Below are 24,138 nucleotides of genomic sequence, written 5' to 3'. Positions count from 1 at the left end.
GGCATTTTGCAGGGGTTACTTGATGCGTTGGCCCGGCTTGGCGCCGCTGTCGGGGCTCAGCAGGTAGATTTCTTCGCCGCCAGGGCCAGCCGCCATCACCATGCCTTCGGAAATGCCAAACTTCATTTTCCGTGGCTTGAGGTTGGCGATCATCATGGTCAGGCGCCCATCGAGCTTGGACGGGTCCGGGTAAGCGCTCTTGATCCCGGAGAACACGTTGCGCTGTTCGTCACCGATATCCAATGTCAGGCGCAGCAACTTGTCGGCGCCCTCCACGGCTTCGGCCTTGATAATCAGTGCTACGCGCAGGTCCACGGCGGCAAAGGCGTCGAAATCGATTTCCGGAGAAATCGGGTCCTTGGCCAGTTCGCCATTGCCCGCAGGCGCGGATTGGCCGGTATCGGTCTGGCTGGCGACCAGGTCTTCTTTCGAAGCATCGGTCATGGCCTGGACTTTCACCGGGTCAATGCGGGTCATCAAGGGCTTGAACGCGTTCAACTGATGATTACCGAGCAAGGTGGCGTGATCGTTCCAGGTCAGCGGCGTCACATTCAGGAACGCCTCGGCATCGGCGGCCAGCAATGGCAGCACCGGCTTGAGGAAGATCACCAACTGGCGGAACAGATTGACGCCGGTGGCGCAGATAGCCTGAACCTCAGCTTCCTTGCCTTCCTGCTTGTTCAGCGACCACGGGGCCTTGTCGGCGATCCAGGCATTGGCACGGTCGGCCAGGCCCATGATTTCGCGCATGGCGCGGGCGAAGTCGCGGGCCTCATAGGCGTCGGCGATGCTTGGTGCGGCGGCCAGGAAGGCGTCGGTCAGTTCCGGTGCGGCGTTCTCGGCTACCAGTACACCGGCGTTGCCCTTGTGGATAAACCCGGCGCAACGGCTGGCGATGTTGACGACTTTACCCACCAGATCCGAGTTGACCTTCTGTACGAAGTCTTCCAGGTTCAGGTCCAGGTCGTCGACACCCCGGCCCAGCTTGGATGCGTAGTAGTAGCGCAGGTATTCCGGCGACAGGTGGTCCAGGTAAGTGCGCGCCTTGATAAAGGTGCCACGGGACTTGGACATTTTCTGCCCGTTCACCGTCAGGTAGCCGTGCACGGCAATGCCGGTCGGCTTGCGGTAGCCCGAGCCTTCAAGCATCGCCGGCCAGAACAGCGCGTGGAAGTTGACGATGTCCTTGCCGATGAAGTGGTACAGCTCGGCAGTGGAGTCCTTGCCCCAGAACGCGTCGAAGTCCAGCTCCGGGGTGCGGTCGCACAGGTTCTTGAAGCTGGCCATGTAGCCGATCGGCGCGTCCAGCCATACATAGAAATACTTGCCCGGCTCGCCCGGGATCTCGAAGCCGAAGTATGGCGCGTCGCGGGAGATGTCCCACTGCTGCAGGCCACTGTCGAGCCATTCGGAGAGTTTGTTGGCCACGGCGTCCTGCAAGGTACCGCTGCGCGTCCAGGTTTGCAGCATTTGCTGGAAATCCGGGAGCTTGAAGAAGAAGTGCTGCGAGTCCTTGAGCACCGGAGTGGCGCCGGAGATCGCCGACTTGGGATCCTTCAGGTCGGTTGGTGCGTAGGTCGCGCCGCATTTTTCGCAGTTGTCGCCGTACTGGTCTTCGGTGCCGCATTTGGGGCAGGTGCCCTTGATGAAGCGGTCGGCCAGGAACATCTTCTTTTCCGGGTCGAAATACTGGGTCACCGAACGTTGGTCGATGTGCCCGGCTTCCTTCAACCGCAGGTAGATCTGGCTCGACAACTCGCGGTTTTCGTCGGAGTGGGTCGAATGGAAGTTGTCGAAGTCCACCAGGAACTCGGCAAAGTCGGCGCTGTGTTCAGCCTGCACGTTGGCGATCAGTTGTTCCGGGGTGATGCCTTCCTTTTCGGCACGCAACATGATGGCCGAACCGTGGGCGTCGTCCGCGCAGACATAAATGCATTGATTGCCGCGATGCTTCTGGAAGCGCACCCACATATCGGTCTGGATGTACTCAAGCATATGGCCAAGATGGATGGAACCATTGGCATAGGGCAGGGCGCTGGTGACGAGGATCTTGCGTGGCTCGGACATGGGGCTCGGCTACTTGATGAAACGGAGGTCGGCCACTATAAAGCGCCGGGAAATTTATTTCACCCCGTGACGCTGTTTCAGAATCTTCCGGAACCTCGAAAGCGTGCCGCTCAAGCGCCGGAACGGTTAGGATAGCCGCCTGTTTCAGTCAGTCTTTTTTCGGGAGTAGCCCATGAGCGCCGTCAATCGCGCAGCGGTGGAAGCCGTTCTTCGCCAGTACACCGACCCTTATTTGAACCAGGACCCGGTCAGTGCCGGTTGTGTGCGCAGTATCGAGGTCCAGGGCGACCAGGTGTCGGTACAGATGCAACTGGGCTATGCCGCAGGCTTGTTCAAACGCGGCTGGGCGCAGATGCTCCAAATGGCCATTGAGGGCATCGACGGCGTGGGTTCGGCGAAGGTCGATATCCAATGCGTGATCGCCCCGCACAAGGCCCAGGCGCAGATCCCGGGCCTGGCCAACGTCAAGAACGTGGTGGCGGTGGCCTCCGGCAAGGGTGGCGTGGGCAAGTCCACCACCGCGGCCAACCTGGCCCTGGCCCTGGCCCGCGAAGGCGCGCGGGTGGGGATTCTCGACGCCGATATCTACGGCCCAAGCCAAGGCGTGATGTTCGGCATCGCCGAAGGCACGCGGCCGAAGGTCAAGGATCAGAAATGGTTTGTACCCATCGAGTCGCTCGGTGTGGAAGTGATGTCCATGGCCTTTCTTACCGATGACAACACGCCGATGGTCTGGCGCGGGCCGATGGTTTCCGGGGCGTTGCTGCAATTGGTCACACAGACCGCCTGGGGCGACCTCGATTACCTGGTGATCGACATGCCGCCAGGCACCGGCGACATTCAGCTGACCCTGGCGCAAAAAGTGCCGGTGGCCGGTGCGGTGATCGTCACCACGCCTCAGGACCTCGCGCTGCTGGACGCCAGGAAAGGCGTCGAGATGTTCCGCAAGGTCAATATCCCGGTGCTCGGCGTCGTGGAAAACATGGCGGTGCACATCTGCTCCAACTGTGGTCACGCCGAGCATCTGTTCGGTGAAGGTGGGGGCGAAAAGCTCGCGACCCAGTACGGTGTCGAGCTGCTCGCTTCGTTGCCGCTGGCGATGGGCATTCGTGAGCAGGCCGATGGTGGCAAACCTACCGTGGCGGCCGAGCCTGAAGGCCAAATCTCGATGATCTACCAGGAACTGGCCCGTCATGTCGGTGCGAGAATTGTCTTGCAGGAAGCTGCTGCGCCGGCGATGCCGACCATTACTGTCAGTGACGACTGATGCCTTTCAACAGTAAGCGGTGGGGGCAATGAGGCTTATTGCCCTTTTCCGCAATTGTGTGTGTAAGCATTTGCTTACCTTTGCGTAAGTGATCGGTTCTTTTATCTTGCATGGACGTCTCGATTTTTTTGAGACTTTTTTCATCTCATTGAAAAACAAGACTTATTTATCTGTGTTTAGGTGTCAGAGCGTGCCAGTCGATCGAGCCGGGTCGCGTTGAACTTATCTTCGAACCCTCTAACATCAGCCCTGTGTCCACGGATTGACACAGCCATCAAGGAACGATGGTTTGAAGGAACGTCGCAGGATGCGATTCATCAGGATGATGAAAAGGAATACAGGGACTAGGGAAAAAATGTGGGCGGGTCATACCGCCCCTTTTTTCGCCTGTAGAAAAGTAAAACGCTCCCCTCAGAAACGCAAAAAGGCCCGCAAGGGGCCTTTTGGGGGCGGCGACGCTATCAGCGTTTGAGGTCTGCAATCTTACCTTTTTTGCCATCCCACTCCGCTGCATCGGGCATCGGGTCTTTGCGCTCGGTGATATTCGGCCAGATTTCCGCCAACTCGACGTTCAGCTGAATAAACTCCTGCATCTCCGCAGGCACTTCGTCCTCGGAGAAAATCGCGACGGCCGGGCATTCTGGTTCACACAGGGCGCAGTCGATGCACTCATCCGGGTGAATAACCAGGAAGTTCGGGCCTTCGTAGAAGCAGTCCACCGGACACACTTCTACGCAGTCGGTGTACTTGCACTTGATGCAGTTGTCGGTGACGACGAAGGTCATTTCTAATTTTCTCCTCAGGCGGCGGCAGCGAAACCCCTTGTGGTGGGGTTCGCGAGGTTTGAGAGCGATAGTCTGCGGACCAGGCTAAAAGCCCGCAGCATCCCAAACCGCGCGAGATTCTATCAGCTTGCAAGCGTCTGCGTTATATCCGAGTCTTCAGTGCATATAACATTTCGAGCGCTTTACGCGGCGTCAAGTCATCCAGATCAAGCTTTGCCAACTCATCCAGCACCGGATGGGGCAGGCTGGCGAACATATCGCTCTGGTGCGGCGCGGCGGGTTTCTTGCTGGCCTTGGCAGGGCTGGCGACCACGGTTTCATGGGGCAGGGCTGTGGTTTCCAGGCGGCTGAGGTGTTCGCGGGCGCGAGTAATCACGTCATTCGGCACGCCGGCCAACTGTGCTACGGCCAGGCCATAGCTCTGGCTCGCCGGCCCTGGCAGAACATGGTGCAGGAACACGATGCGCTCATTGTGCTCGGTGGCATTGAGATGCACGTTGGCCACCAGTGGCTCGCTTTCCGGCAACACCGTGAGTTCGAAGTAGTGCGTGGCAAACAGCGTATAAGCGCGCAAATGCGCCAGACGTTCGGCCGCCGCCCAAGCCAGGGACAGGCCGTCGAAGGTGCTGGTGCCGCGACCCACTTCGTCCATCAGCACCAGACTGCGCTCGGTAGCGTTGTGCAGGATGTTGGCGGTCTCGCTCATTTCCACCATAAAGGTCGAACGGCCACCCGCCAGGTCATCACTGGAGCCGATCCGCGTGAAGATGCGGTCCACCAGGGACAGCTCGCAACTGGCCGCCGGCACAAAGCTGCCGATATGGGCCAACAACACGATCAACGCGGTCTGGCGCATATAGGTGGATTTACCACCCATGTTCGGACCGGTGATCACCAACATGCGGGTATCGTCGTCCAGCGACAGGTCGTTGGCGACGAACGGCGTGGTCAACACCTGCTCCACCACCGGGTGGCGACCTTGCACAATGCGCATGCATGGCTCGCTGACAAACCGTGGGCAGTTCAGGTCAAGGTTCAGCGCTCGTTCGGCGAGGTTGCTCAGTACATCCAGCTCCGCCAGGGCGGCCGCAGTGTCCTGCAATGGCGCCAAACGGCTGATCAAATCCTCGAGCAAGGCTTCGTAAAGCATCTTTTCCCGGGCCAGGGCGCGGCTTTTGGCTGACAGCGCCTTGTCTTCGAACTCCTTGAGCTCTGGGGTGATAAAACGCTCGGCACCCTTGAGCGTCTGGCGACGTTGATAATCGATAGGCGCCGACTCCGCTTGCTTGCTCGGCAACTCAATAAAGTAGCCATGCACGCGGTTGTAGCCGACCTTCAGGTTAGCCAGACCGGTGCGGGCTTTTTCGCGGGCTTCCAGGTCGATCAGGAACTGGCCGGCGTTTTCGCTCAGGGACTGCAGTTCATCCAGCTCGTTGTCGTAGCCGGTTTTCAACACGCCGCCATCACGGATGATCGCGGGCGGGTTGTCGATGATGGCTTTTTCCAGCAGCGCCGCGAGGTCCGGGTAAGTGCCGGCAGTCACCGCCAGCTGTTGCAAGTGAGGCGTATCCAACTCAGTCATTGCCAGTTGCAACTGCGGCAGGGCGCTCAAGGCATCACGAAGGCGCGCCAGGTCGCGGGGTCGTGCATTGCGCAGGCCGATCCGCGCCAGGATACGCTCGATATCACCGATTTCTTTCAGTTGCGGCTGCAGCTTTTCAAAGCGATAGCCATCGAGCAGGCAGGTAATAGAGGTTTGACGCGCTTGCAGCACGGTCAAGTCCCGCAGCGGACGGTTCAGCCAACGGGTCAGCAAGCGACTGCCCATCGCGGTCTGGCAGCGGTCGACCACCGATTGCAGGGTGTTATCGCGCCCGCCGGCCAGGTTGGTATCCAATTCCAGGTTGCGACGGCTGGCGCCATCGAGCACCACGGTATCGTCCAGCCGTTCATGACGCAGGCTGCGCAAGTGGGGCAGGGCGGTGCGCTGGGTTTCCTTCGCGTAACTGAGCAGGCAGCCAGCAGCGCCGATGGCCAGGGTCAGCGTTTCACAGCCAAAGCCTTTAAGGTCTTGCACCGAAAACTGCTGGCACAGACTTTTCAGCGCCGAATCACGTTCGAAATCCCACGGTGCACGCCGCTTGGTCCCACGACGTTTCTCCGCCGGCAAGTCCTTGGGCCAATCATCCGGGATCAACAACTCCACCGGGTTGATACGCTCCAGCTCCGCCAGCAGGTTCTCCCAGCCCTTGATCTCCAGCACGCTGAAGTTGCCGCTGGTGATATCCAGCACCGACAGGCCGAACAGACGCTCATCGCCCAACACCGCAGCGATCAGGTTATCGCGACGCTCATCCAGCAACGCCTCATCACTCACCGTACCCGGCGTAATAATGCGCACCACTTGACGTTCCACCGGCCCTTTACTGGTAGCCGGGTCGCCGATCTGCTCACAGATCACCACCGACTCGCCCAGCTTCACCAGCTTGACCAGGTAGCCTTCCAACGAGTGATAAGGAATCCCACACATCGGAATCGACTGCCCCGCCGACTGCCCGCGCGCGGTCAGGGTGATGTCCAGCAGCTTGGCGGCCTTCTTCGCATCTTCATAGAAGATCTCGTAGAAGTCGCCCATGCGATAGAACATCAACTGATCAGGGTGCTGGTTTTTCAGGCGCCAGTACTGCTGCATCATCGGGGTGTGGGAGGACAGGTCTGAAGTGTTTTTACTCATTGGGTAGTAGGCAAATTCGTTGAAAGTGATGGGGCAAAGGGGGCGCTTGGCCCAGCATTTTTTGCGATGGCGGCAAGGTTAACACGCGAGGTCGGCCCTTCGCAGGTCGCAAACGGCTAGGTAAAACGCAAATTAACCCAATAAAAAGCCCGGCACAGGGCCGGGCTTCGAAAGGCGGTGTGCAATCAAGCTCTTTTCGCTTCTGCCTTCATCATCACGAGATTCTGCTGCTTGGTCGCTTCAGTCAGAACCTCACTGTAGACGCGCTTTTTCTGCTCGGATTTTGCGTCACGGATAAAGTCGGCAAAGGAGCTTTTTGCACCTTTGGACAAGCCCAGCTTGATCGATATCATCAACGCGCTCCTGATGGTGGCCCGAGCTTAGCCGCTAGATCGGCCGAAATCCCAAGCAAGCATGGGGTTTTGATACACGTACAAGATCTGTACGATCTGCCCTTTCTCAATGAGCGTTCCACATTGCTTCTAGCTATTTCTAGATTCGAAAAGGTGCCATCGAGCAGGAAGGATTGTCGTTGATCCAATGCGAGGTCGACGATTTTTTCGACCAAAATAGATACGCCTTGTTGAAACAGCCACGAGTTCGCCCCCTGATACGCGGCAAACTCCTTGCGAAGCTCATCGGGGTCGATCTTTAGGATGGGGGTGTCGGCGAACAGGTTCACGAGAGCGATTGAGGCCTCGGTTTTTCCTGCTCCGGGTGATCCTGCCATGAAGACGGACACCGGTGACTCTTCTGATGGATAGATAGCTTTGTCTGTCAGCCGTTTGGCAATTGATTTTTTATTTGAGCGGGCAAAGCGCAGTGCTTCTTCTGAAATATCAATCTCTGCCGGTGTCATCCTGCCTGCTTCGGGAAATGCGGTCTCTTCAATCAAACATCCCCATCTGTTTCGGTGGTGAGGTAGAGACTATCACGCGAGTCCAGCTCCTTTACTGGCCGAAACGTCACTTAATACATCCGTTTTATGTAGATATATGCAAATTAGCATTTGCCAACCTCAAAAACTCCCGTCACTATCCGCGTTATGCAAAAACGCAATGTTTCTATCGTCTTAAGAGAGCTGCTGGATCGCGACCGGATCTCCCCCACGGAGCTTCATCGGCGCACCGGCGTGCCTCAATCCACACTGTCCCGGATCCTCAGCGGCAAGATCGTTGATCCGTCGGATAAACACATCTCCCGTATCGCCGAGTATTTTCGCGTGAGCACCGACCAACTGCGCGGGCGCGCTGCGGTTGGAGCCTTGCGCGATGACGGGCGCGACCCGATGCATTCGGAACTCAAGGACATAAGCCTGTGGGACGATGACACCCCCGTCAATGATGACGAGGTGTCGATCCCTTTTCTGCGCGAGGTTGAATTGGCTGCTGGATCAGGAAGATTCGTCATCGAGGAAAGCGAGAAGGCCAGCCTGCGGTTCGGCAAGCGCAGTCTGCGGCACAACGGCGTGCAGTTCGACCAGGCCAAGTGCGTGACGGTACGCGGCAACAGCATGTTGCCGGTATTGCGCGACGGTGCCACGGTTGGCGTGAACGCCGGTAAAAGCGGCATTGGCGATATCGTCGATGGTGATCTGTATGCCATCAATCACAACGGCCAGCTGCGAGTTAAACAGCTCTACCGCCTGCCTTCCGGGATTCGCCTGCGCAGTTTCAATCGTGATGAGCATCCGGATGAGGACTACAGCTTCCAGGATATACAGGATGAGCAGATCAGCATCCTCGGTCATGTTTTCTGGTGGGGCATGTACGCCCGCTAACCCCCTCGCGTAAGACGAAACCCGCCTATGAGCGGGTTTTTTTTCGCCCCGAAAAAACCGGCAAACCCCATGCTGGCAAGGCCTCAAATGCATTCGTGCATTTCCATAGCAAAAATAAATGCATTGATGCATTGACTGTATATGCATACATGCATATTCTTCACCTCAAGCCAGCCAACAAGGCCTGGTGGAGGCGGCAAGGATGCTGCCAAGGAAGACAAGGAAGGCACGCAACATCGGCAAGGACGCCATCGAAGCGATGGCAGGGATGCCAGGCAACACCGGCAAGGATGCCGACGCTCTTTAGTTTCAACGCTTCAAAAACAGGCAGCGATGAACCGGCCTTGACGGTTCAGAGGGTTGGCAACTGACCCGGGTGTGCAGCGTAAAGCACCAGAAGCAGTTATCCGGCAGACAGGGATCGTGGTCGGAAAAACATCGAGGAAAGGACCGTACCGCGCCAGTAGCGCCGAAAGTCCGAGGACCGCATTACTGAAAAGCCCGGGCAACCGGGCTTTTTGGAATGCCTACCTATCGAAGCATCTGTAAATGAAATATGGATTATTAAATGCTCAGCCAGGAGGCGTGACATGACAAATGAACAGCAAGCGTTAGCGGAAATGCCTATCTGGCTGGTCATCGTACTGGCCGTGATCGGCGGCGTATCCGGCGAGATGTGGCGGGCCGATAAGGAAGGGGCTCGCGGTTGGTCGCTGATTCGACGCCTGGCCCTGCGTTCCGGGGCGTGCATGGTCTGCGGGGTTTCGGCTCTGATGCTGTGCTACGCAGCGGGGATGTCGATCTGGACCGCCGGCGCCATTGGTTGCCTGACCGCCATGGCCGGTGCCGACGTGGCTATCGGCCTTTATGAGCGGTGGGCGGCCAAGCGCATCGGGATCAACCAAGGCTCCCGCCAGGACCCGCAGTAATCGTTGCAAGGACGCTACATAAAATGACGCTTATCGAAAAGCCATCCCAACTGCCCCAGGCCGTGGGCGCTGCGCTGCATGCAGCTTTCCCGGACCTCAAGGTCGGCAGTCATCAGGACTTCCAGGACGACACTGAAAAAACCGGTGTGCAGGTCACAGTCGAAGGCAATGGCCCGGGCATTCGCTCTCGCGAAGGGCGCAAGGCTCACGTGCTGAGCATTTCACTCAGGGCCATGGTCGCCCCCGGGGCATTGCCGTTCGATGCCTGCGACCTGGCCAGCCAACTCATGGATCTTGTGCTGGATAACCGTTGGGACCTGCCCCAGGCACAGTGCGATTTGCCCGCAAATATCGTCGCCGCTCCGGCTGTGCGCAGCACCCTTGATGCGGACTACGACACCTGGACAGTTTCGTTTACTCAAACCCTCTATCTGGGGCCGCCGTTACTTGAAGATCCTACAGGCCAGCCGCTGTTTGCCTGCACCTGGGACGTCTCCAACATCGACGATCCAGCCCAATACAAACCACTGGCGGAGTAGCCCATGTTCGACGCGCTGTTACGCATGCAATTGGGACCGATCGTCGAACGCCTGGCAGAGATGGAGACCCAACTCGAAGACCTTTACCGCCGCGCTGAAAGCTTCTGCCGGATTGGCATTTGCCAGCAGGTCGACGCGGCCAGCAACACCTGCAAGGTCAGCCACGGTGATTTGCTGACCCCGGCGATCCGCTTTTTCAACCCCAGCGCCGGTGCGCAAACGGAAACCCGCATTCCAACGGTGGGCGAGCAATGCCTGTTGCTTAACTACGGTGGCGGGGAGGGCGGCGTGCAGTCAGTGGCGCTGTTCGGCCTCCACAGTGATCGCTTTCCGCCGGTCTCCAGCGTTGCGACGCTGACCCGGCGTCGCCATCACGACGGCACCCAAAGCGACTACGACGACGCCAGCCATACCTTCAACTGGGTCAACGGCCCAACCACCGTCAGCGGCTCCCGTGAACAGGTCGACATTAAAGTCGGCGCCGCCAGCCTGACCATGAATGCCCAGAGCATCACCTTGCAAATTGGCGGCACCAGTCTGTTGCTGGATGCTGGCGGAGCTCACTTCAGCGGCCCGGTAGTGGACCATCAAGGACGCGTCATCAGCCCCCGATAAGGACATCCCATGCTCGGAATCGAGAGGAACATCGGCGCAGCCGTCGATGACTGGCTGCAATTTGTGCAGCGCGCCACCCGAGCGCTGACCACCCCCGTGGGCACCCGGCAAAAGCGTCCGTTGTATGGCTCGCTGATCCCGCAGTTGCTCGGGCAAAACCTCGGCGACGACCTGCTGATTCTCGCCCAGAGCCATGCCGCCCAGGCGTTCTACAACACCCATAACGGCATCAGCGATTTTGACCCCCAGGTCATCGTCGCCACTCGCCAAGGCGCCGGCCTGTTGCTGCGGTTTGCCGGCACCTGGAAAAACCGCCAACAATCCTTCGAGGTCGTGACATGAGCATGTTGATCCCCGGCCAGAACCAACTGGCGGAACCGACCATCATCAAGGTGGATGAGTTCGAACCGTTGCTGGCCGAGTTCAAGACGTTTGTCATCGACTACGTCGCCACCCGCGCGCCGCAAAGTGCGGCCAAACTCAGGGCCAGCCTCGACAACGAAAGCGAACTGCTGACCCTGGCCCTGGAAGCGTTTTGCGTGCGTCTGCAAACCCACGAGCGTAAATACAACGCCCGCATCAAGCAGATGCTGGCGTGGTGGGCCACCGGCAGCAACCTGGATGCGCGCCTGGCCGATATGGGCCTGGAGCGCCAAGTGCTCGACCCTGGCGACTCGGCGGCGTTCCCGCCCGTGCCGCCCACCCTGGAAAGCGACGACGACGCTCGCCTGCGTTACTACCTGGCCCCCCACGCCCCGGCAGCGGGCTCGCGGATGCAGTATCGCCGCGAAGTGTTCACCCTTGGCGAGCGCCCGGCGGTGAAAGTGCAAAGCGCGACGCCGGGTGTGGTGACGGTCACCTACACCTTCGATCCAGATGGTTATGCAGCCCAGGTCAAGGACGGCAACGCCCGACGCACCGCACCGGGTGAAGTCATGGTCACTGTGCTTTCCCGCGAGGGCGACGGCACGCCGTCTGCGGACTTGCTTGACGGTGTGCGTCGACATTTCGCACGGCCGGATGTAAGGCCCGAAACCGATCTTGTCAGCGTCCAAGGCGCACAGATTCAACCCTACAAAATTCGCGTGGTGGCCAAGATCAACGCTGGCCCGGACTCGGGGCTGACCCAAGTGGCGGCGCAGAAGCTGCTGCAAGACTACGCAGAGTCCTGCCATCGCCTGGAAGGGCGGGTCGACCCCAGCTGGATCGACTACGCCATTCATAGCGCGGGTGCTGCGCAACTGCAGATCCTGGAACCGCTGGCGCCGATTGTCAGCACCGCGTTCCAGGCCCCGTATTGCACGGGTGTCGAGGTGGAGGTGCGCACGCTATGAGTGAACCCAACGCGAGTCTGTTGCCGGCCAACAGTTCACCGCTGGAAAAGGCCCTGGACCTGGGCTTCGGCACATTGCTTGAGCGCGTCACGCCGCCGTTTCCAGCGCTGATGAACCCACTTCAAACCCCCAGCGAATTCCTCCCGTACCTGGCCGCCGACCGCGGCGTCAGCGAATGGGATGCCGAGGCCAGCGAGGCCGAAAAGCGCCTGACCGTGGCCTTGTCCTGGCAGATCCAGCGCCAGGCTGGTACGCCCAAGGCGCTGAGTCATGCGGTGGAGTCATTGGGCTTCACTCCCAACATCAGCGCCTGGTATCAGCAGCGTCCCTTGGGTGTGCCTTACACCTTCGACGTACAGGCGATCATCGGGCGCAGTTGGTCCAGCGGTGATCACAACCGGCTGATCCGGCGTATCAATGCGGCCAAGAGTGAGCGCGATCAGGCGACGATCACCATCGTGCATGAAACCGAAGGTCAGCTTGCGTTCACGCAAGTGCTCGACGCCCCTTTAAGCGACGGCGAGTTTTATCTAAACGGCGCGTTGCCGGAATGGGCGCTGGTTGCTCGGCTTAACAGTGCCGGGGTTGCCCAGCACTACACCATTAACGACTACGACCTCAGGGCGCAGCCATGACAGATGAAATCACGCGCCTGGTGCGCTTCACTTCCAAAGGTTTGGATGAAGTGCTGCAGGCAAAGAACCAGGGCCTCAAAGGCGAAATCACCCACATCGGCGCCGGCACCGGCCGCTACAACCCCGACGGCACAGAAGTGGCCTTGCGTGACGAGCGACAACGGGTGGCCATCGTCGATTACGAAGACCTGGGCGAGCGCCAACTCAGGATGGCCGCGCTGTTTGATGGCGACGGCGAATATGAGATTGGCGAGTTCGGTTTTTACCTCGCAAGCGGGACTTTGCTGGCGGTGTATTCCGTGGCGGGGAAGTTGCTGACGTATAAGGCGGCGGCGGCTCGGGTGCTGCAGAAGTTTACGTTGGATGTTTCGCCGTTGCCGACGGATAGCGTGACGATTGTGGTGGGTAGCGACAATTTGAATGTGCTATTGACTGATGAAATTGCGGCCTTATCAGCTGCGAGCATAGACAATATGGCACGCGGTGTAGGGGTTCTATTTCGAGTGATGGAAGTCGAAAGAAAATAGAGCGTTTTCAATTTATTTTACATGACGCTATCCAGGCGTTTAGGAGCATTCATTTGAGTACCGAACAGCAACTTGCTGCCGTTGTAAGCGCGGCAAATAACTTGACTAACGTCATTACCGGAAAAGTCGGAGAAATTGACAAGGCGATAGTCGATGCCCGCCAGGCGTACGACGCTCAATTGTCGGAGTTGAAAAATAGACTCCCAAGATTGGCGGTCACCAAGAACTTCAATTTGTCCCCGAATGCCGATGGAACACTGATTGAAAATTGGGGGATTCACGCTGAAGTGACGCCGACTAAGCTGCGAACTATCACCACTGCCTCTCAAGCGGCCGGACGCCCGCAAGCTGATGTGGATTTCTTGCTTCAGGTGCAGGCAGATGTGCGTGAGCAATATCCAAATTTTGAAATCAGGGCCAGCGACTATTGGCGCACGTTGGTACATCTGTGGCAAATGAAGTGGTCGGTGTCAGACGCTAGTCCTTGGCTCGCGTTCCCTTACACTGTCGATATGGCGCTCGCGAATGGCTCTGGTGCAGTACCGCAGAACTCCTACCTTACCGTTGGTGCCTTCGTACGTCTTTTGGAGGGTAACGTGTCTGGAGCATGGAGTAATGGCGTTGAAAAAGGCAAATGGCGCTGGTGCTCCAGTGTTATTTCTCCTACAGAGTTGTTTGGAACTTATTACCATCTGCACCCGATGCGCACCTCGTCAACTGGCGTTGTTGAGGTGATGCTCGCAGGGGCATGCACAGGCGTTGTAACCAACCCAGGTGATTGGGGAACGATGTTGGCCCTAGGCTGAGGAGAGAATATGAAACCACTATTTATACCTGCTGAACTTCATCCGATTATCAAGTGGGAAATGATTCGTAAGGCAAGGGATCAAGACTTGTCGGCGAGTGATTATGCAGCAATGCCAGACTATCCGATGCTCGACACCCATAAGCTCTTGTTCGCTGAGTATCGTCAAAAACTGCGTGATATTCCAGATCAGGGAGAAAACCCTGATGCAGTGCTCTGGCCATCCAAACCAGATTTCCTGAAATAACTGATAACCGCGAAAGCGGTTTTTTTTCGCCTCCTCCAAAGCCCCTCCTCAACAGGGGCTTTTGCATTTTCCACCCGGAGATTTTTCACCCATGCCCACCCGCCAAACCTACACCGTCCTCATCCCATTCCCCATCGGTAACGGCCATTGGTCCATCGCCGGCGAAGAACTGGAACTGCTGGACGTCGAAGCATCCGCCTTGCGCACCGCTGGCCGCCTGGAACTGTCCAGCGTCCTCAACTCCACCCCCAAGAAGGCTGAATAATCATGGCTGAGGTTTTGAACTTCGAGCACAACGGCATCACTGTGAATGCCACCGAATCTCCCGAGGCCATGGGTGGCCTTGGCGATAACGTGATTGGCCTGGTCGGCACTGCGCCGAATGCCCACGTATCGATCCCGAAAAACGCCCCGTTTCGTATCAACAGCTTCACCACCCAGGCGCTGCTGGACCCTACGGGCACCGAGTCGGGCACCTTGTTCCAGGCGGTGTATCAGATCCTCAAAGTGGTCAAGGTGCCGGTCTATGTGGTCATCGTCGAAGAAGGCGCCACCCCGGCCGATACGATCAACAATGTGATCGGTGGCAATGACCCGGTCACCGGCCGCAAGCTGGGCCTGGCTGCCCTGAGCAGCGTGCCTGAAGACCTGACCATCATCGGCGCCCCAGGCTTTACCGGCACCAAGGCCGTGGCCGGTGAGTTTGCCTCTTTCGGCAAGCGCATCAAGGCGCGTGTGGTACTGGATGGCAAGGACGCTTCGGTGGCCGATCAAGTGACCTACAGCGGCGAGCTGGGCGGTGCCGACCTCGGTTTCGACCGTTGCCTGCTGGTGCACAACATGCCTTCGGTGTACTCCAAGGCTGCGAAGAAAAACGTGTTCCTGTCGCCATCCTCGTTGGCCATCGCCGCACTGGCCAAGGTCAAACAGTGGGAAAGCCCGGGCAACCAGGTGACCTTCGCTGAGGACGTTTCCCGCGTGGTCGAGTACAACATCCTCGACACCTCCACCGAAGGCGACCTGCTCAACCGCCATGGCGTGAGCTACTACGCCCGCACCATCCTCGGCGGTTTTTCATTGCTGGGTAACCGCTCCATCACCGGCAAGTTCATCAGCTACGTCGGCCTGGAAGATGCCATCAGCCGCAAGCTGGTCAAGGCCGGCCAGAAAGCCATGGCCAAGAACCTCACCAAGTCCTTCATGGACCAGGAGGTCAAGCGCATCAACGACTGGCTGCAAACCCTGGTGGCCGACGAAACCATCCCCGGCGGCAGCGTGTACCTGCACCCGGAACTGAACAGCGTCGAGAAGTACAAGAACGGCACCTGGTTCATCGTTATCGACTACGGCCGCTACGCGCCTAACGAACACATGGTTTATCAACTCAACGCCCGCGATGAAATCATCGAGCAGTTCCTGGAGGATGTTCTCTAATGTTTACAAACCGAGTCAGACAGGCCATTGCGGCCACCCTTCAAGGCCTGCCGTTGTCCGCAACCGTGGAAGAGTTCACCCCGCCAAAGATCGAGTTCGACATGGAGCCCATGTCCGGCGGTCGCTTTATCGCCGAGGAAATGGCCAAGAGCGGCAAGGTGCTCAATGCCAAGCTGGTGCTGCAAGGTGCCGGTCCGGAAATCATGCTGGCCCTGGGCGTGCGCATGGGCGACGACATCCTGCTGAACGTGCGTGAAGCCGGCCAGGACCAGGACGGCAAGACCTACTTCACCTACCACACCGTCGGCGGCAAGCTCAAATCCCTGGAGGAGGCGAAGCTGAAAATGGGCGACAAGGCTACCACTACATTGGAACTGTCCTGCCGCACCTACAACCGTCTGGAAAATGGCGTTTCGGTGATCGACATCGACGTGCGCACCCAGAAGTTCGTGCTCAACGGCGTCGACATTCTGGGCGATGCGCGCCGCGCCGTGCTGATGCCGTAAGGATAACTGCAATCGAAGCGGGCACGGTCAATGTGGGAGCCGGGCTTGCCCGCGATGCAGGCGACTCGGTGCGTCTGGAGCACCGAGTTGATGCTATCGCAGGCAAGCCAGCTCCCACAGAGACCGCGCTCAGATTGGGATTCCCGTGCTTTTCAATACCGCTCTACAAGGAATTGCCCCATGGCCTGGATGCCACCGTTGCATATCCTGCTGGCTCCGATCACCGCCGACACCGGCGCGACGATCCAGCAGGTTCAGCTAAAACCGTTGTTCTACGCCGCGCAAAAAGACGCGCTGGCCCGGGCCGGTGATGACGAGGACGATCAGTTTTTCGAACTGGCGAAACTCGCCACTGGCCTGTCGGAAAAAGAACTCGACCAGCTCAAGCGCCCTGATTACGTGAGCATTGCCCAGTACGTACACGAGATGTCGACGCGCCCGACGTCGTTCTTCCTGAATGCGGATGAAGTGACACCCCAGGACCAACCCGTCCAGTTGCTATTGCCCCTAAATGCAGCCGGCCGAACCCTGACCGAACTGCCGCTGGAAATGCCTGCCCTGCGCGCCACCAAGGTGATGAAAAAACTCGCCACCAACAAAGAGCGCGCCGAATTCATCACCGCCCATTGCACCGGCCTGATGATCCCTGACCTGGCCGGTTTGACCGTGCCCGACTGGACGGAACTGCAGGAGCGTATCGACGATTTTTTAAATCAACCGGCGGACTTCTTTCGCAGCGCGACATCGAAGTAATCCTCGATGTGGTGCCGCTGATCTACTCGGTCAATGAGGCGGAGATCCTCGACTGGGACGCCGGAAAAGCATTGCGCCGCTACGACATTGCGATCACTCGCCTTGGCGTTAAACAGGAGTAAGCGGGATGCAAGAAACTCAATTTGGGACCAGGCTCGTCCAGGAGGACAAGCGTTGGCTGCTTGGCGATGCGGACCTGGGCAATGTGCTGGCGCCGTTTTCCGCAGACCTCGCCGCGCCTGTCAGCCTTGAATCGGTACCACAGTCGGCGCCGTTATTGTTGCCGCAGCCGCAGCCGCAGCCGCAGCCGCAGCCGCAGCCGCAACCGCAACCGCAACCGCAACCGCAACTCCAACCCCAGCCGCAACCACTGCCGGAGCTGACCTCGGCGCTGATCACCGTCAGTGTGGACATCAACGCTCTGGCCCAAGAGCAAATTCGGTTGCGCGAATCGCTGGAAACGCTCACCAGCACGCTGTTCATTAGCGCCAATTCGCTGGCAACCAAGACGGCAGAGGTCCGCGCGGGAGTCGCAGAAAGCAAGCAGGACAAGCCTGCGTCTGCTACCCCGTCCTGGGGGGAAAAAAGTGTTGAACTGGCCACGGATGCCGTCAAGTTCGTCGGCAAGGAAGTGTTCACCGGTTTGTGGGATAAAGCCAAAGACCGTCTTTCAGGCAAGGCGATTGATGCGGTGGCTGCCAGGTATCCGAAGGGTGCCAAGTGGCTCAAGGACGATAACGGCAAGGGCGCTGAAAAAGGCAAGGACTGTTGCTGCACGGGAGCACTGCCTGCGCAGATTCGCGGCCCGCTTGATAGCGCTGCCGCACAGTTGCCAGAGAGTGTCGGTGAGACCGCCAGGAAAGAAGAGAAGGCACGCCCCAAAGATAATCCCAGGAGGCCGCGCGGCAAGCGTAACAAGGCCCGTCAAATAAAATCGCGCGAGGTCAAAATCCCAGAGGTCAGAAGGCGGACGGATCTCAAATCGCAGCCTACTGTCACGCCAGCCCCTGCTGCGCCGCCAGTCAATATCATGGGCCAGCCGCAGCTAGCGTTCGACAGCAAACGGGTGAGCGAGACTACACGCAGTATTTCCGGCAACTCATTGACCTCTTACGCAGCCGCTTCGGCAGACCGAGTCGCAGCACAGGGTGGGCCCAAGGGTTTGGCCCCTGGACTGTCGGGGACGCTCGCAAAGCTTGAATCGTCCGCCGTACGCCGCCTTGGCCCGCTGAAGTATGTCGACACCGCCGTGGATGTGATCCAGGGCGTACGCAATGGCGACGCCAAGGCCGTCGGTGCTGGCCTTAGCACTGCTGGCGGCGCCTGGGCGGGAGCATCCGCCGGCGCCGCGCTCGGCACGCTGGTTTTCCCTGGCATTGGCACCGCAGTCGGTGGCGCCATCGGTGGCTTGCTCGGCAGCGAAGCCGGCAGCTGGCTTGGGGACAAGTTGTTCGGTTCAGGCGATCGTCTACCTGCGCCGAACGCGCTGAGTAAAGAGCTCAACAGCGCGCGAACGGACAACGTCCAGGTCACGCTCTCACCGAGCATCCAGATCACCGGCGTTAATCCGGCGGACGCCCAGCAAGTGGTCAATCAGGTGATCCAGGCCCTGCAATTTCAATGCGTGCCGATGGTCACCGATTCCCTGGGCATCCGGCGCAACGCGGCACTGGCCGATCCTTCAGGAGGTGATTGATGCGACAACAAATGGTGCTGGGCGACTTTATTTTTGGGTTATCCCGAGGGTTCGCCTATTCCACACTGGCCCGCAACAGCGACGGCGGCTGGAGTGACCTGGCGATTATTGCCAGCAAGCCGCAGTCGCGTCAGAGCGGCCAGAAGCTGGAAAAACTCACCTTCAGCGGCACGGCCATGTACGCCGTTGGCATGCAGCGCCTGGACGAATTGCGCGCGCTGCAAAATGCGCGGGCGCCGTTGCCGCTGGTCGACGGTATCGGCCGTAACTGGGGCCTGTGGCGGATCAATTCGGTGGTGGAAGCCCAAAGCAATGTGATCGATGACGGCACTGCCATGGTCATGACCTGGACCCTTGAGCTGGAGGAGTACGTCAATGCGTAGAGTGCGAAGTATTGCCGGTGATTCGGTCAACCTGCTGCTCTACCGCGAACTGGGGCGTTGCGATGACGCGGCGGAAGAAACCCTCTGGCGCTTGAACCCTGAACTGGCTGAATACGGCCCGGTACTGCCGGCAGGCGTATGGGTGGTCGTGCCTGAGATGCAAGCCCGGCCGGCTGCTGTACGGCCCGTTCTGGCCTGGGATTAAGGAGGCTGCATGGCACAGGGATTTACCCCGATCGTAGAGTTCTACGGCGCCAACGCGGCGCTGCTCAATCAACGCCTGATGCACTGGAGCCACACCGACGCCGCGGGTATCCAGACTGACCGCCTGGAACTGACCCTTAATATAGAAGGGTTGGAGGGCTTGCCCAGCCTCAGTGGCAAGATTGGCCTGCGCGTCGGTTACCAGGAAACCGGCTTGGTGGAAAAAGGCGAGTTTGTTGTCACCCAACGCACCCCAGTGTTGTTTCCGATGCGCCTGATGATCGTGGCGACCGCCGCGCCCTTCAGCGAGGCGGATAAAAGCGGCTATCGCCAGCGCCGCTCCGCCAGCCATGGGCCGACTACCTTGGGGGCATTGTTTCGCCAAGTGGTCAGCCGCCATGGTTTTTCACCGCGAGTGGCACCGACACTGGACGGCATTGCGATTGCGCACATCGACCAGTCCAACGAAAGCGACATGGCCTTCATCACCCGCCTGGCCAAGCGTTACAACGCGGTCACCAAGCCGTTTAACGAGCTTTACGTGCTGGCCGAAGCGGGGCAGGCCAAGTCCCTTACCGGCCAGTTGCTGCCCGAAGTGAAGCTGTCTGTGACACACGACAACCGCCCGGGAGACCAGGCCTTTATCACCGCCAAGCTCGACGAAAAATCGCGCTCCAAGTACATGGGCAGCCGCGTCAGCTGGTGGGATTCCGGGGCTGGCAAGCAGCGCATGGTCCAGGTCGGGATTGCCCCGTTCAAGACCTTGCGCCAGCGCTGCCAGAACGAAGCCGAAGCCCGCGCCGTGGCCGAAGGCGAACTGCGCCGGGTGGGCCGTGAAGGTTTGAAGCTGCAGATCGATTGCCCCGGTAACCCTTTGCTCGCTGCCGAAGGCTTGCTGGTGCTGGATGAAACCTGGCCTTCGTATATGCAGGGGCGCTGGTCGATTACTCAAGTGACCCACGTTGGCGACCCGGCGACGGGATATCGCAGCTCGATCATGGCCAGTGGACTGGCGTCTTGATCGTCACTACTGCGCGCCGTTGAAGCTCCCCATTACCGACCTGAAGCGATACAGGAACCAAGATGCCTATGAACGACGAAGAATTGGCCGCGATCAACCGCTTGATCGCCGCCCTGCAAACCCAGACCGATGGCCAGGTGGCGCTCAACGCGGCCATTCGACTGTTGGCCCAGAGCAACCAGGCGTTGGTCGACCTGATCAAGAGCCGAGAGCCGGACCCGAATGCGCCGCCTTATCTGGATGGCAAACCGGCCCCCTGATCCCGTCTCGACCTGCCTTGCACGCAGCAACACAGCCGTTGCACCCCACAGCCCGCCTTCGCGGGTTTTTTATTGTTCATGGAGAACATTCGATGTCGATTCTTACCCAAGGTACCCAGATTTTTGCCCTCGTCCCGCCGGTCTCCGGCACCGGGCCCTACACCGTGCTGGAAGTCGAGCACGCCACTTCGTTCGAACCGGGCGGTGCCCCGGCCGAGCAGATTGAAGACACCAGCCTCAATGCCGAAGAGCGCAGCTACAAGAAAGGTTTGCGTACCCCTGGCACGGCGAGCCTGGGCCTGAACGCCGACCCGACCAACGCCAGCCATATCCGCCTGCACCAGCTCTCCGAGGCCAAGGGCGATACCGGCGTGAAGTGGGCGGTGGGCTGGTCCGACGGCAAGGACGTGCTGCCAACCGTCAACGCCAAGGGCGATGGCTTTGAGCTGCCGGCAACCCGCACCTGGTTCACATTCGACGGCTACGTCTCGGACTTCCCGTTCAACTTCGCACTGAACGCAGTCGTGACCACCACCGTCACCATCCAACGCACCGGCGCCAGCGCCTGGATCAAGAAAGTCTGAGAGACGCCATGAACCTCAAACAACTGAAAGCCAAGGGCGGCATCGTCGATGCCCAGCCGGTGAAGAAAGACATCAGCTGGACGCACCTGGACAGCAAAACCGGCAAGCAAGTGACTGACACATTCACGGTGCACATCCGTCGCCAGTCGTTCGGTGTGATCGAACGTCTGTTCAGCCAGGGCGAGTCGGCACAGAGCCGCAACGCCAGCTACCTCGCCGCCTCAGTGTCATTGGGGGCCGAGGGTGATGAAGCCCTGAGTTACGACGATGCGTTCGGTCTTGAGCCGTCATTGGGGTTTGTGATCCTCAATGCAGTCAATGAGGTCAATGGCACCCAGGGTGGTGGCGCAAAGAGCTGACGGCCGCCGATGAGTTCTGGCACGAACTGGTGCTGAACGGAGTGGGCGGCCGCACGATCGCCGAAGCCAAGGAACGCATGACCTACCACGAAGCCCTGGCCTGGGGACGCTATATCGACCGATATGGCTCCCTGCACGCCGGTAGGCGGCTGGAGGCGGGCAGCGCGTTGGTGGCGCTGCAGACCCACCGGCTGGGCGGCGGCACGGCCGAGATGATTGACTTCATGCCCCACGAGCTGCGCCGGGGTGTGTCGCTTGAACGTGCGATGAACGAGTGGCGTTAAGGACGACGCCACTTTCCTTGAAACCCGTTTCGACGGGTTTTATCCATGACCCGGAGAAACCTATGGCAACTGCTTCCCAGGGTAATCTGACGCTCAACCTCGGCAGCCTGGAGCAGGCCCTGGCGAAGGCGTCGCGGATTACCGAAAACAGCATGCGCGAGATGCAGCAGAAGATCGAGGACGCCAGTAAAAAGGTCAGCGCCTCTGCTGCAGCTGCGCTACAGGTCACGTCCGGTCAGTTCAAGGGCTTTCAAAGGGCCTATGACCCGGCCACGGATGCGGCGGAAAAATTTATCCAGAAAAATGCGCAACTGGTGCAAGTGCTCAAGCAGAGTCAGGGTGCGCAGAATGATTTTGTTGGCGCGCTGGATGCGCAGTCCAGTTACACCGAGCGGGCGGGGCTGAAGTTTCCAGTGGGTGGGCCGTACGCAGAGGCTGTACCGACGCCTTCGGGTGACGACGCGGCGATGGCATTTCTGGACGACGCAAAGACCCGGCAGGTAAAGAGCAACTTCGCCGAAATGACGCAGTTGCTTGATGACTGGCGCCAGGGGGCGAGCAGCGCATTCGAAGAGTATTCGACCAAGGCAGGCACGGCGGCCGAGCAGTCGAAGGCAGTGTTTAGCAGTGCTTTCGAAAAGATGGACCAGGCTGTTCTGACGTTCGCGACCACGGGGAAATTCAACTTCTCAGATTTTGCTACCTCGGTTCTCAAGGACATGGCCACGATGGCGGCGAAGACCGCGGCATCCAGTGCGCTGAGTTCGTTGTTCGGGCTGGCCAGTTCGGCAGTGGGCGCCTGGTTGGGCAGCAGCACGCCCGCTCCGACAACCACCAGTGTCGGTGCTAACAGCTACACCTTTAACCCCCAGCTCAACACGGCGGGTATTCATTACAACGCGAAAGGGAGCGCCTGGAACTACGGTGTTCAAGCCTTCGCCAACGGCGGCACCTTCACCAATTCCGTCGCCTCAGGCCCAACCCTGGCCCCCATGGCCCTCTTCGGCGAAGCCGGCCCCGAAGCCATCATGCCTCTGAGCCGTGGCTCCGACGGCTCCCTCGGTGTGCGCGCACTGGGCGGCGGTCAGTCAGGCAGCACCAGCAGCAACCAGGTGGTGATCCAGCAAACCATCAACGTTGCCGACGGCCAGGGCTCAGGCACCGACACCAACGCCCAGAACGTTGCCCGCGCCTACGCCGGCTCTGCCCGTCAGGGCGCCGCCGAGCAGATCGCCCGCGACCTCAAGCCGGGCGGGCAAATCTGGTCGGCCATCAACGGCCGCTGACCACCAACGGCTTACGCCTGGAGAAAACATGAGCACAGAAACTTTCACATGGGTGCCCAAGGTGGAGCCCGTCGGCAGCGTCGAGTTTCGTCTTAAGACGGCCAAATTCGGCGATGGCTACCAGCAAACGGCAGCGGACGGGATCAACAACAAGACCCAGTCCTGGCCACTGACGTTCGTGGGTGACGAAGCGCGCATCAAAGCGATCGTTGCTTTCCTTGATCGCCATGCCGGCGCCAAGGCGTTCAACTGGACCGCACCACTGGCAGCGCCTGCGTTGTATCGCTGCAAGGGTTACCAGCCAACGCCCATGGGCGCCGGGCTCTACTCCCTGACGGCAACGTTCGAGCAAGCCTTCCACCCCTAGCGCCGCCTCCACCCCGCCGTAGTGCGGGGTTTTCTTTGCCCGGAGAATCATATGTCCATCACTGCAGATATCCAGACCCTGGAGCCCGGGGCCTGGGTGGAGCTTTTCGAGCTCGATGCCACCCACCTGGGTGCCGAGTTGTACCGATTTCACGGTTACCCCCAGGAGTCATCGATCTTCTGGCAGGGCCACGAATATTCACCCTGGCCGATCCAGGCCGAGGGCTTCGAAATGTCGGGGCAGGGCACCCAACCGACGCCGACACTGGCCGTAGGCAACGTCGGCGGTTTCATCACGGCGCTGGTGCTGTATTTCGAAGACCTGGTAGGCGCGCGCCTGATCCGCCATCGGACTTTGGCCAAGTACCTCGACGGCCAGCCCGAAGCTGACCCGGAAGAGGAACTGCCGCCAGACATCTGGTACGTCGAGCGCAAGGTTGCCGAAAGCAGTGAGACGGTGAAGTTCGAACTGGCCAGCGCGCTGGACTTCAACGGCGTGCAACTGCCCCGTCGACAGATCGTTGCCAACGTATGTTGGTGGCTCAGCTGCGGCGGTTATCGCGGCCCCTATTGCGGCTACAACGGCGGCCCGGTGGCGGATGCCAATGACGTGATTGTCACCGACGCGGCCAAGGATAAATGTGGTGGGCGGCTGACCAGCTGCAAGCTGCGTTTCGGCGAAAACAACCCACTGCCCTACGGCTCATTCCCGGCAGCCGGACTGTTGCGGAGCTGAGC

Annotated in this window: 30 protein-coding genes and 1 pseudogene; 26 read left to right on the top strand and 5 right to left on the bottom strand. The window is 59.4% G+C overall.

Annotation, left to right across the window (positions count from 1 at the left end; translation table 11 throughout):
• Positions 1 to 15: 15 nt before the first annotated feature.
• Positions 16 to 2,067, bottom strand: coding sequence for a methionine--tRNA ligase (gene metG, locus QMK52_RS01365; protein WP_005785283.1), 2,052 nt, complete (start codon positions 2,065 to 2,067; stop codon positions 16 to 18).
• Positions 2,068 to 2,239: 172 nt separating this feature from the next.
• On the opposite strand from metG, the gene apbC reads away from it, so the two are divergent.
• On the top strand, positions 2,240 to 3,334 hold the full coding sequence (apbC, locus tag QMK52_RS01360) for an iron-sulfur cluster carrier protein ApbC (protein WP_005785285.1): 1,095 nt from the start codon (positions 2,240 to 2,242) through the stop codon (positions 3,332 to 3,334).
• A 461-nt stretch (positions 3,335 to 3,795) separates the two neighbouring features.
• On the opposite strand, the gene fdxA is transcribed toward apbC, so the two are convergent.
• The 4 genes and pseudogenes from fdxA to QMK52_RS01340 form a co-directional block, all read right to left on the bottom strand.
• A complete protein-coding gene (fdxA, locus tag QMK52_RS01355) occupies positions 3,796 to 4,119 on the bottom strand; it encodes a ferredoxin FdxA (RefSeq protein ID WP_005785286.1) in 324 nt (107 codons plus the stop codon).
• Between the two features lie 142 nt (positions 4,120 to 4,261).
• Entirely contained in the window at positions 4,262 to 6,853 is a 2,592-nt protein-coding gene (gene mutS / locus QMK52_RS01350) for a DNA mismatch repair protein MutS (protein WP_194440197.1), read from the bottom strand.
• 185 nt (positions 6,854 to 7,038) lie between these two features.
• Positions 7,039 to 7,206: a hypothetical protein gene (locus tag QMK52_RS01345; RefSeq protein WP_005785379.1), complete on the bottom strand. Its 168-nt coding sequence runs from the start codon at positions 7,204 to 7,206 to the stop codon at positions 7,039 to 7,041.
• Positions 7,207 to 7,251: 45 nt separating this feature from the next.
• Positions 7,252 to 7,712, bottom strand: a pseudogene (locus QMK52_RS01340) (zeta toxin family protein); the annotation flags it as partial.
• A 186-nt stretch (positions 7,713 to 7,898) separates the two neighbouring features.
• Here QMK52_RS01340 and QMK52_RS01335 point away from each other — a divergent pair.
• The 25 genes from QMK52_RS01335 (at position 7,899) to QMK52_RS01215 (ending at position 24,136) form a co-directional block, all read left to right on the top strand.
• Positions 7,899 to 8,633, top strand: a complete 735-nt coding sequence (locus QMK52_RS01335; protein WP_005785382.1) for a helix-turn-helix transcriptional regulator — start codon at positions 7,899 to 7,901, stop codon at positions 8,631 to 8,633.
• Positions 8,634 to 9,223: 590 nt separating this feature from the next.
• A complete protein-coding gene (locus QMK52_RS01330) occupies positions 9,224 to 9,562 on the top strand; it encodes a phage holin family protein (protein ID WP_005785384.1) in 339 nt (112 codons plus the stop codon).
• Positions 9,563 to 9,585: 23 nt separating this feature from the next.
• Positions 9,586 to 10,101: a hypothetical protein gene (locus QMK52_RS01325; RefSeq protein WP_005785385.1), complete on the top strand. Its 516-nt coding sequence runs from the start codon at positions 9,586 to 9,588 to the stop codon at positions 10,099 to 10,101.
• Positions 10,102 to 10,104: 3 nt separating this feature from the next.
• Positions 10,105 to 10,716, top strand: coding sequence for a phage baseplate assembly protein V (locus tag QMK52_RS01320; protein WP_320403737.1), 612 nt, complete (start codon positions 10,105 to 10,107; stop codon positions 10,714 to 10,716).
• Between the two features lie 9 nt (positions 10,717 to 10,725).
• Complete coding sequence (locus QMK52_RS01315; RefSeq protein ID WP_320403736.1) at positions 10,726 to 11,058, top strand: phage baseplate protein; 333 nt, start codon at positions 10,726 to 10,728, stop codon at positions 11,056 to 11,058.
• Complete coding sequence (locus QMK52_RS01310) at positions 11,055 to 12,050, top strand: baseplate J/gp47 family protein (RefSeq protein ID WP_005785390.1); 996 nt, start codon at positions 11,055 to 11,057, stop codon at positions 12,048 to 12,050. The genes QMK52_RS01315 and QMK52_RS01310 overlap by 4 nt, the downstream gene beginning before the upstream one ends.
• Positions 12,047 to 12,685, top strand: a complete 639-nt coding sequence (locus QMK52_RS01305; RefSeq protein WP_005785392.1) for a phage tail protein I — start codon at positions 12,047 to 12,049, stop codon at positions 12,683 to 12,685. Before QMK52_RS01310 ends, QMK52_RS01305 begins: the two co-directional genes overlap by 4 nt.
• Positions 12,682 to 13,212, top strand: a complete 531-nt coding sequence (locus tag QMK52_RS01300) for a tail fiber protein (protein ID WP_005785393.1) — start codon at positions 12,682 to 12,684, stop codon at positions 13,210 to 13,212. Before QMK52_RS01305 ends, QMK52_RS01300 begins: the two co-directional genes overlap by 4 nt.
• A gap of 53 nt (positions 13,213 to 13,265) precedes the next feature.
• Entirely contained in the window at positions 13,266 to 14,018 is a 753-nt protein-coding gene (locus QMK52_RS01295) for a hypothetical protein (protein WP_005785395.1), read from the top strand.
• Between the two features lie 9 nt (positions 14,019 to 14,027).
• Positions 14,028 to 14,264 carry a tail fiber assembly protein gene (locus QMK52_RS01290; protein ID WP_005785396.1) on the top strand — a complete coding sequence of 79 codons (237 nt, stop codon included), beginning with the start codon at positions 14,028 to 14,030 and terminating at the stop codon, positions 14,262 to 14,264.
• A gap of 91 nt (positions 14,265 to 14,355) precedes the next feature.
• Positions 14,356 to 14,529: a hypothetical protein gene (locus QMK52_RS01285; protein ID WP_005785398.1), complete on the top strand. Its 174-nt coding sequence runs from the start codon at positions 14,356 to 14,358 to the stop codon at positions 14,527 to 14,529.
• A gap of 2 nt (positions 14,530 to 14,531) precedes the next feature.
• Complete coding sequence (locus tag QMK52_RS01280) at positions 14,532 to 15,698, top strand: hypothetical protein (protein WP_005785399.1); 1,167 nt, start codon at positions 14,532 to 14,534, stop codon at positions 15,696 to 15,698.
• Positions 15,698 to 16,204 carry a phage major tail tube protein gene (locus tag QMK52_RS01275; RefSeq protein ID WP_005785401.1) on the top strand — a complete coding sequence of 169 codons (507 nt, stop codon included), beginning with the start codon at positions 15,698 to 15,700 and terminating at the stop codon, positions 16,202 to 16,204. Before QMK52_RS01280 ends, QMK52_RS01275 begins: the two co-directional genes overlap by 1 nt.
• A 180-nt stretch (positions 16,205 to 16,384) precedes the next feature.
• Positions 16,385 to 16,957, top strand: a complete 573-nt coding sequence (locus QMK52_RS01270) for a phage tail assembly protein (protein ID WP_005785403.1) — start codon at positions 16,385 to 16,387, stop codon at positions 16,955 to 16,957.
• Between the two features lie 127 nt (positions 16,958 to 17,084).
• Entirely contained in the window at positions 17,085 to 18,653 is a 1,569-nt protein-coding gene (locus tag QMK52_RS01265; RefSeq protein WP_320403735.1) for a tail tape measure protein, read from the top strand.
• Positions 18,653 to 19,036 carry a phage tail protein gene (locus QMK52_RS01260; protein ID WP_005785407.1) on the top strand — a complete coding sequence of 128 codons (384 nt, stop codon included), beginning with the start codon at positions 18,653 to 18,655 and terminating at the stop codon, positions 19,034 to 19,036. Before QMK52_RS01265 ends, QMK52_RS01260 begins: the two co-directional genes overlap by 1 nt.
• Positions 19,029 to 19,241 (top strand): tail protein X, encoded by a 213-nt coding sequence (locus tag QMK52_RS01255; RefSeq protein ID WP_005785409.1) that lies wholly within the window; start codon positions 19,029 to 19,031, stop codon positions 19,239 to 19,241. Before QMK52_RS01260 ends, QMK52_RS01255 begins: the two co-directional genes overlap by 8 nt.
• A 9-nt stretch (positions 19,242 to 19,250) precedes the next feature.
• Positions 19,251 to 20,261, top strand: a complete 1,011-nt coding sequence (locus tag QMK52_RS01250; protein ID WP_005785411.1) for a contractile injection system protein, VgrG/Pvc8 family — start codon at positions 19,251 to 19,253, stop codon at positions 20,259 to 20,261.
• A gap of 62 nt (positions 20,262 to 20,323) precedes the next feature.
• Entirely contained in the window at positions 20,324 to 20,521 is a 198-nt protein-coding gene (locus tag QMK52_RS01245; RefSeq protein WP_228391189.1) for a hypothetical protein, read from the top strand.
• 92 nt (positions 20,522 to 20,613) lie between these two features.
• Entirely contained in the window at positions 20,614 to 21,105 is a 492-nt protein-coding gene (locus QMK52_RS01240; RefSeq protein WP_005785416.1) for a phage tail tube protein, read from the top strand.
• 8 nt (positions 21,106 to 21,113) lie between these two features.
• Entirely contained in the window at positions 21,114 to 21,464 is a 351-nt protein-coding gene (locus tag QMK52_RS01235; protein ID WP_005785418.1) for a phage tail assembly chaperone family protein, TAC, read from the top strand.
• A gap of 29 nt (positions 21,465 to 21,493) precedes the next feature.
• Entirely contained in the window at positions 21,494 to 21,748 is a 255-nt protein-coding gene (locus QMK52_RS01230) for a hypothetical protein (RefSeq protein WP_032803291.1), read from the top strand.
• 62 nt (positions 21,749 to 21,810) lie between these two features.
• A complete protein-coding gene (locus QMK52_RS01225) occupies positions 21,811 to 23,034 on the top strand; it encodes a phage tail tape measure C-terminal domain-containing protein (protein ID WP_005785423.1) in 1,224 nt (407 codons plus the stop codon).
• Positions 23,035 to 23,062: 28 nt separating this feature from the next.
• Complete coding sequence (locus QMK52_RS01220) at positions 23,063 to 23,401, top strand: phage tail protein (RefSeq protein ID WP_005785426.1); 339 nt, start codon at positions 23,063 to 23,065, stop codon at positions 23,399 to 23,401.
• Between the two features lie 51 nt (positions 23,402 to 23,452).
• A complete protein-coding gene (locus tag QMK52_RS01215; protein ID WP_005785428.1) occupies positions 23,453 to 24,136 on the top strand; it encodes a phage minor tail protein L in 684 nt (227 codons plus the stop codon).
• Positions 24,137 to 24,138: the final 2 nt, after the last annotated feature.

The sequence above is a fragment of the Pseudomonas sp. P9_2 genome (assembly GCF_034008255.1).
In the GTDB taxonomy this organism is placed as follows: domain Bacteria; phylum Pseudomonadota; class Gammaproteobacteria; order Pseudomonadales; family Pseudomonadaceae; genus Aquipseudomonas; species Aquipseudomonas synxantha_A.
Note: the sequence above shows the minus strand (reverse complement) of the source record. Positions and strands in the feature narration are given on the sequence as shown.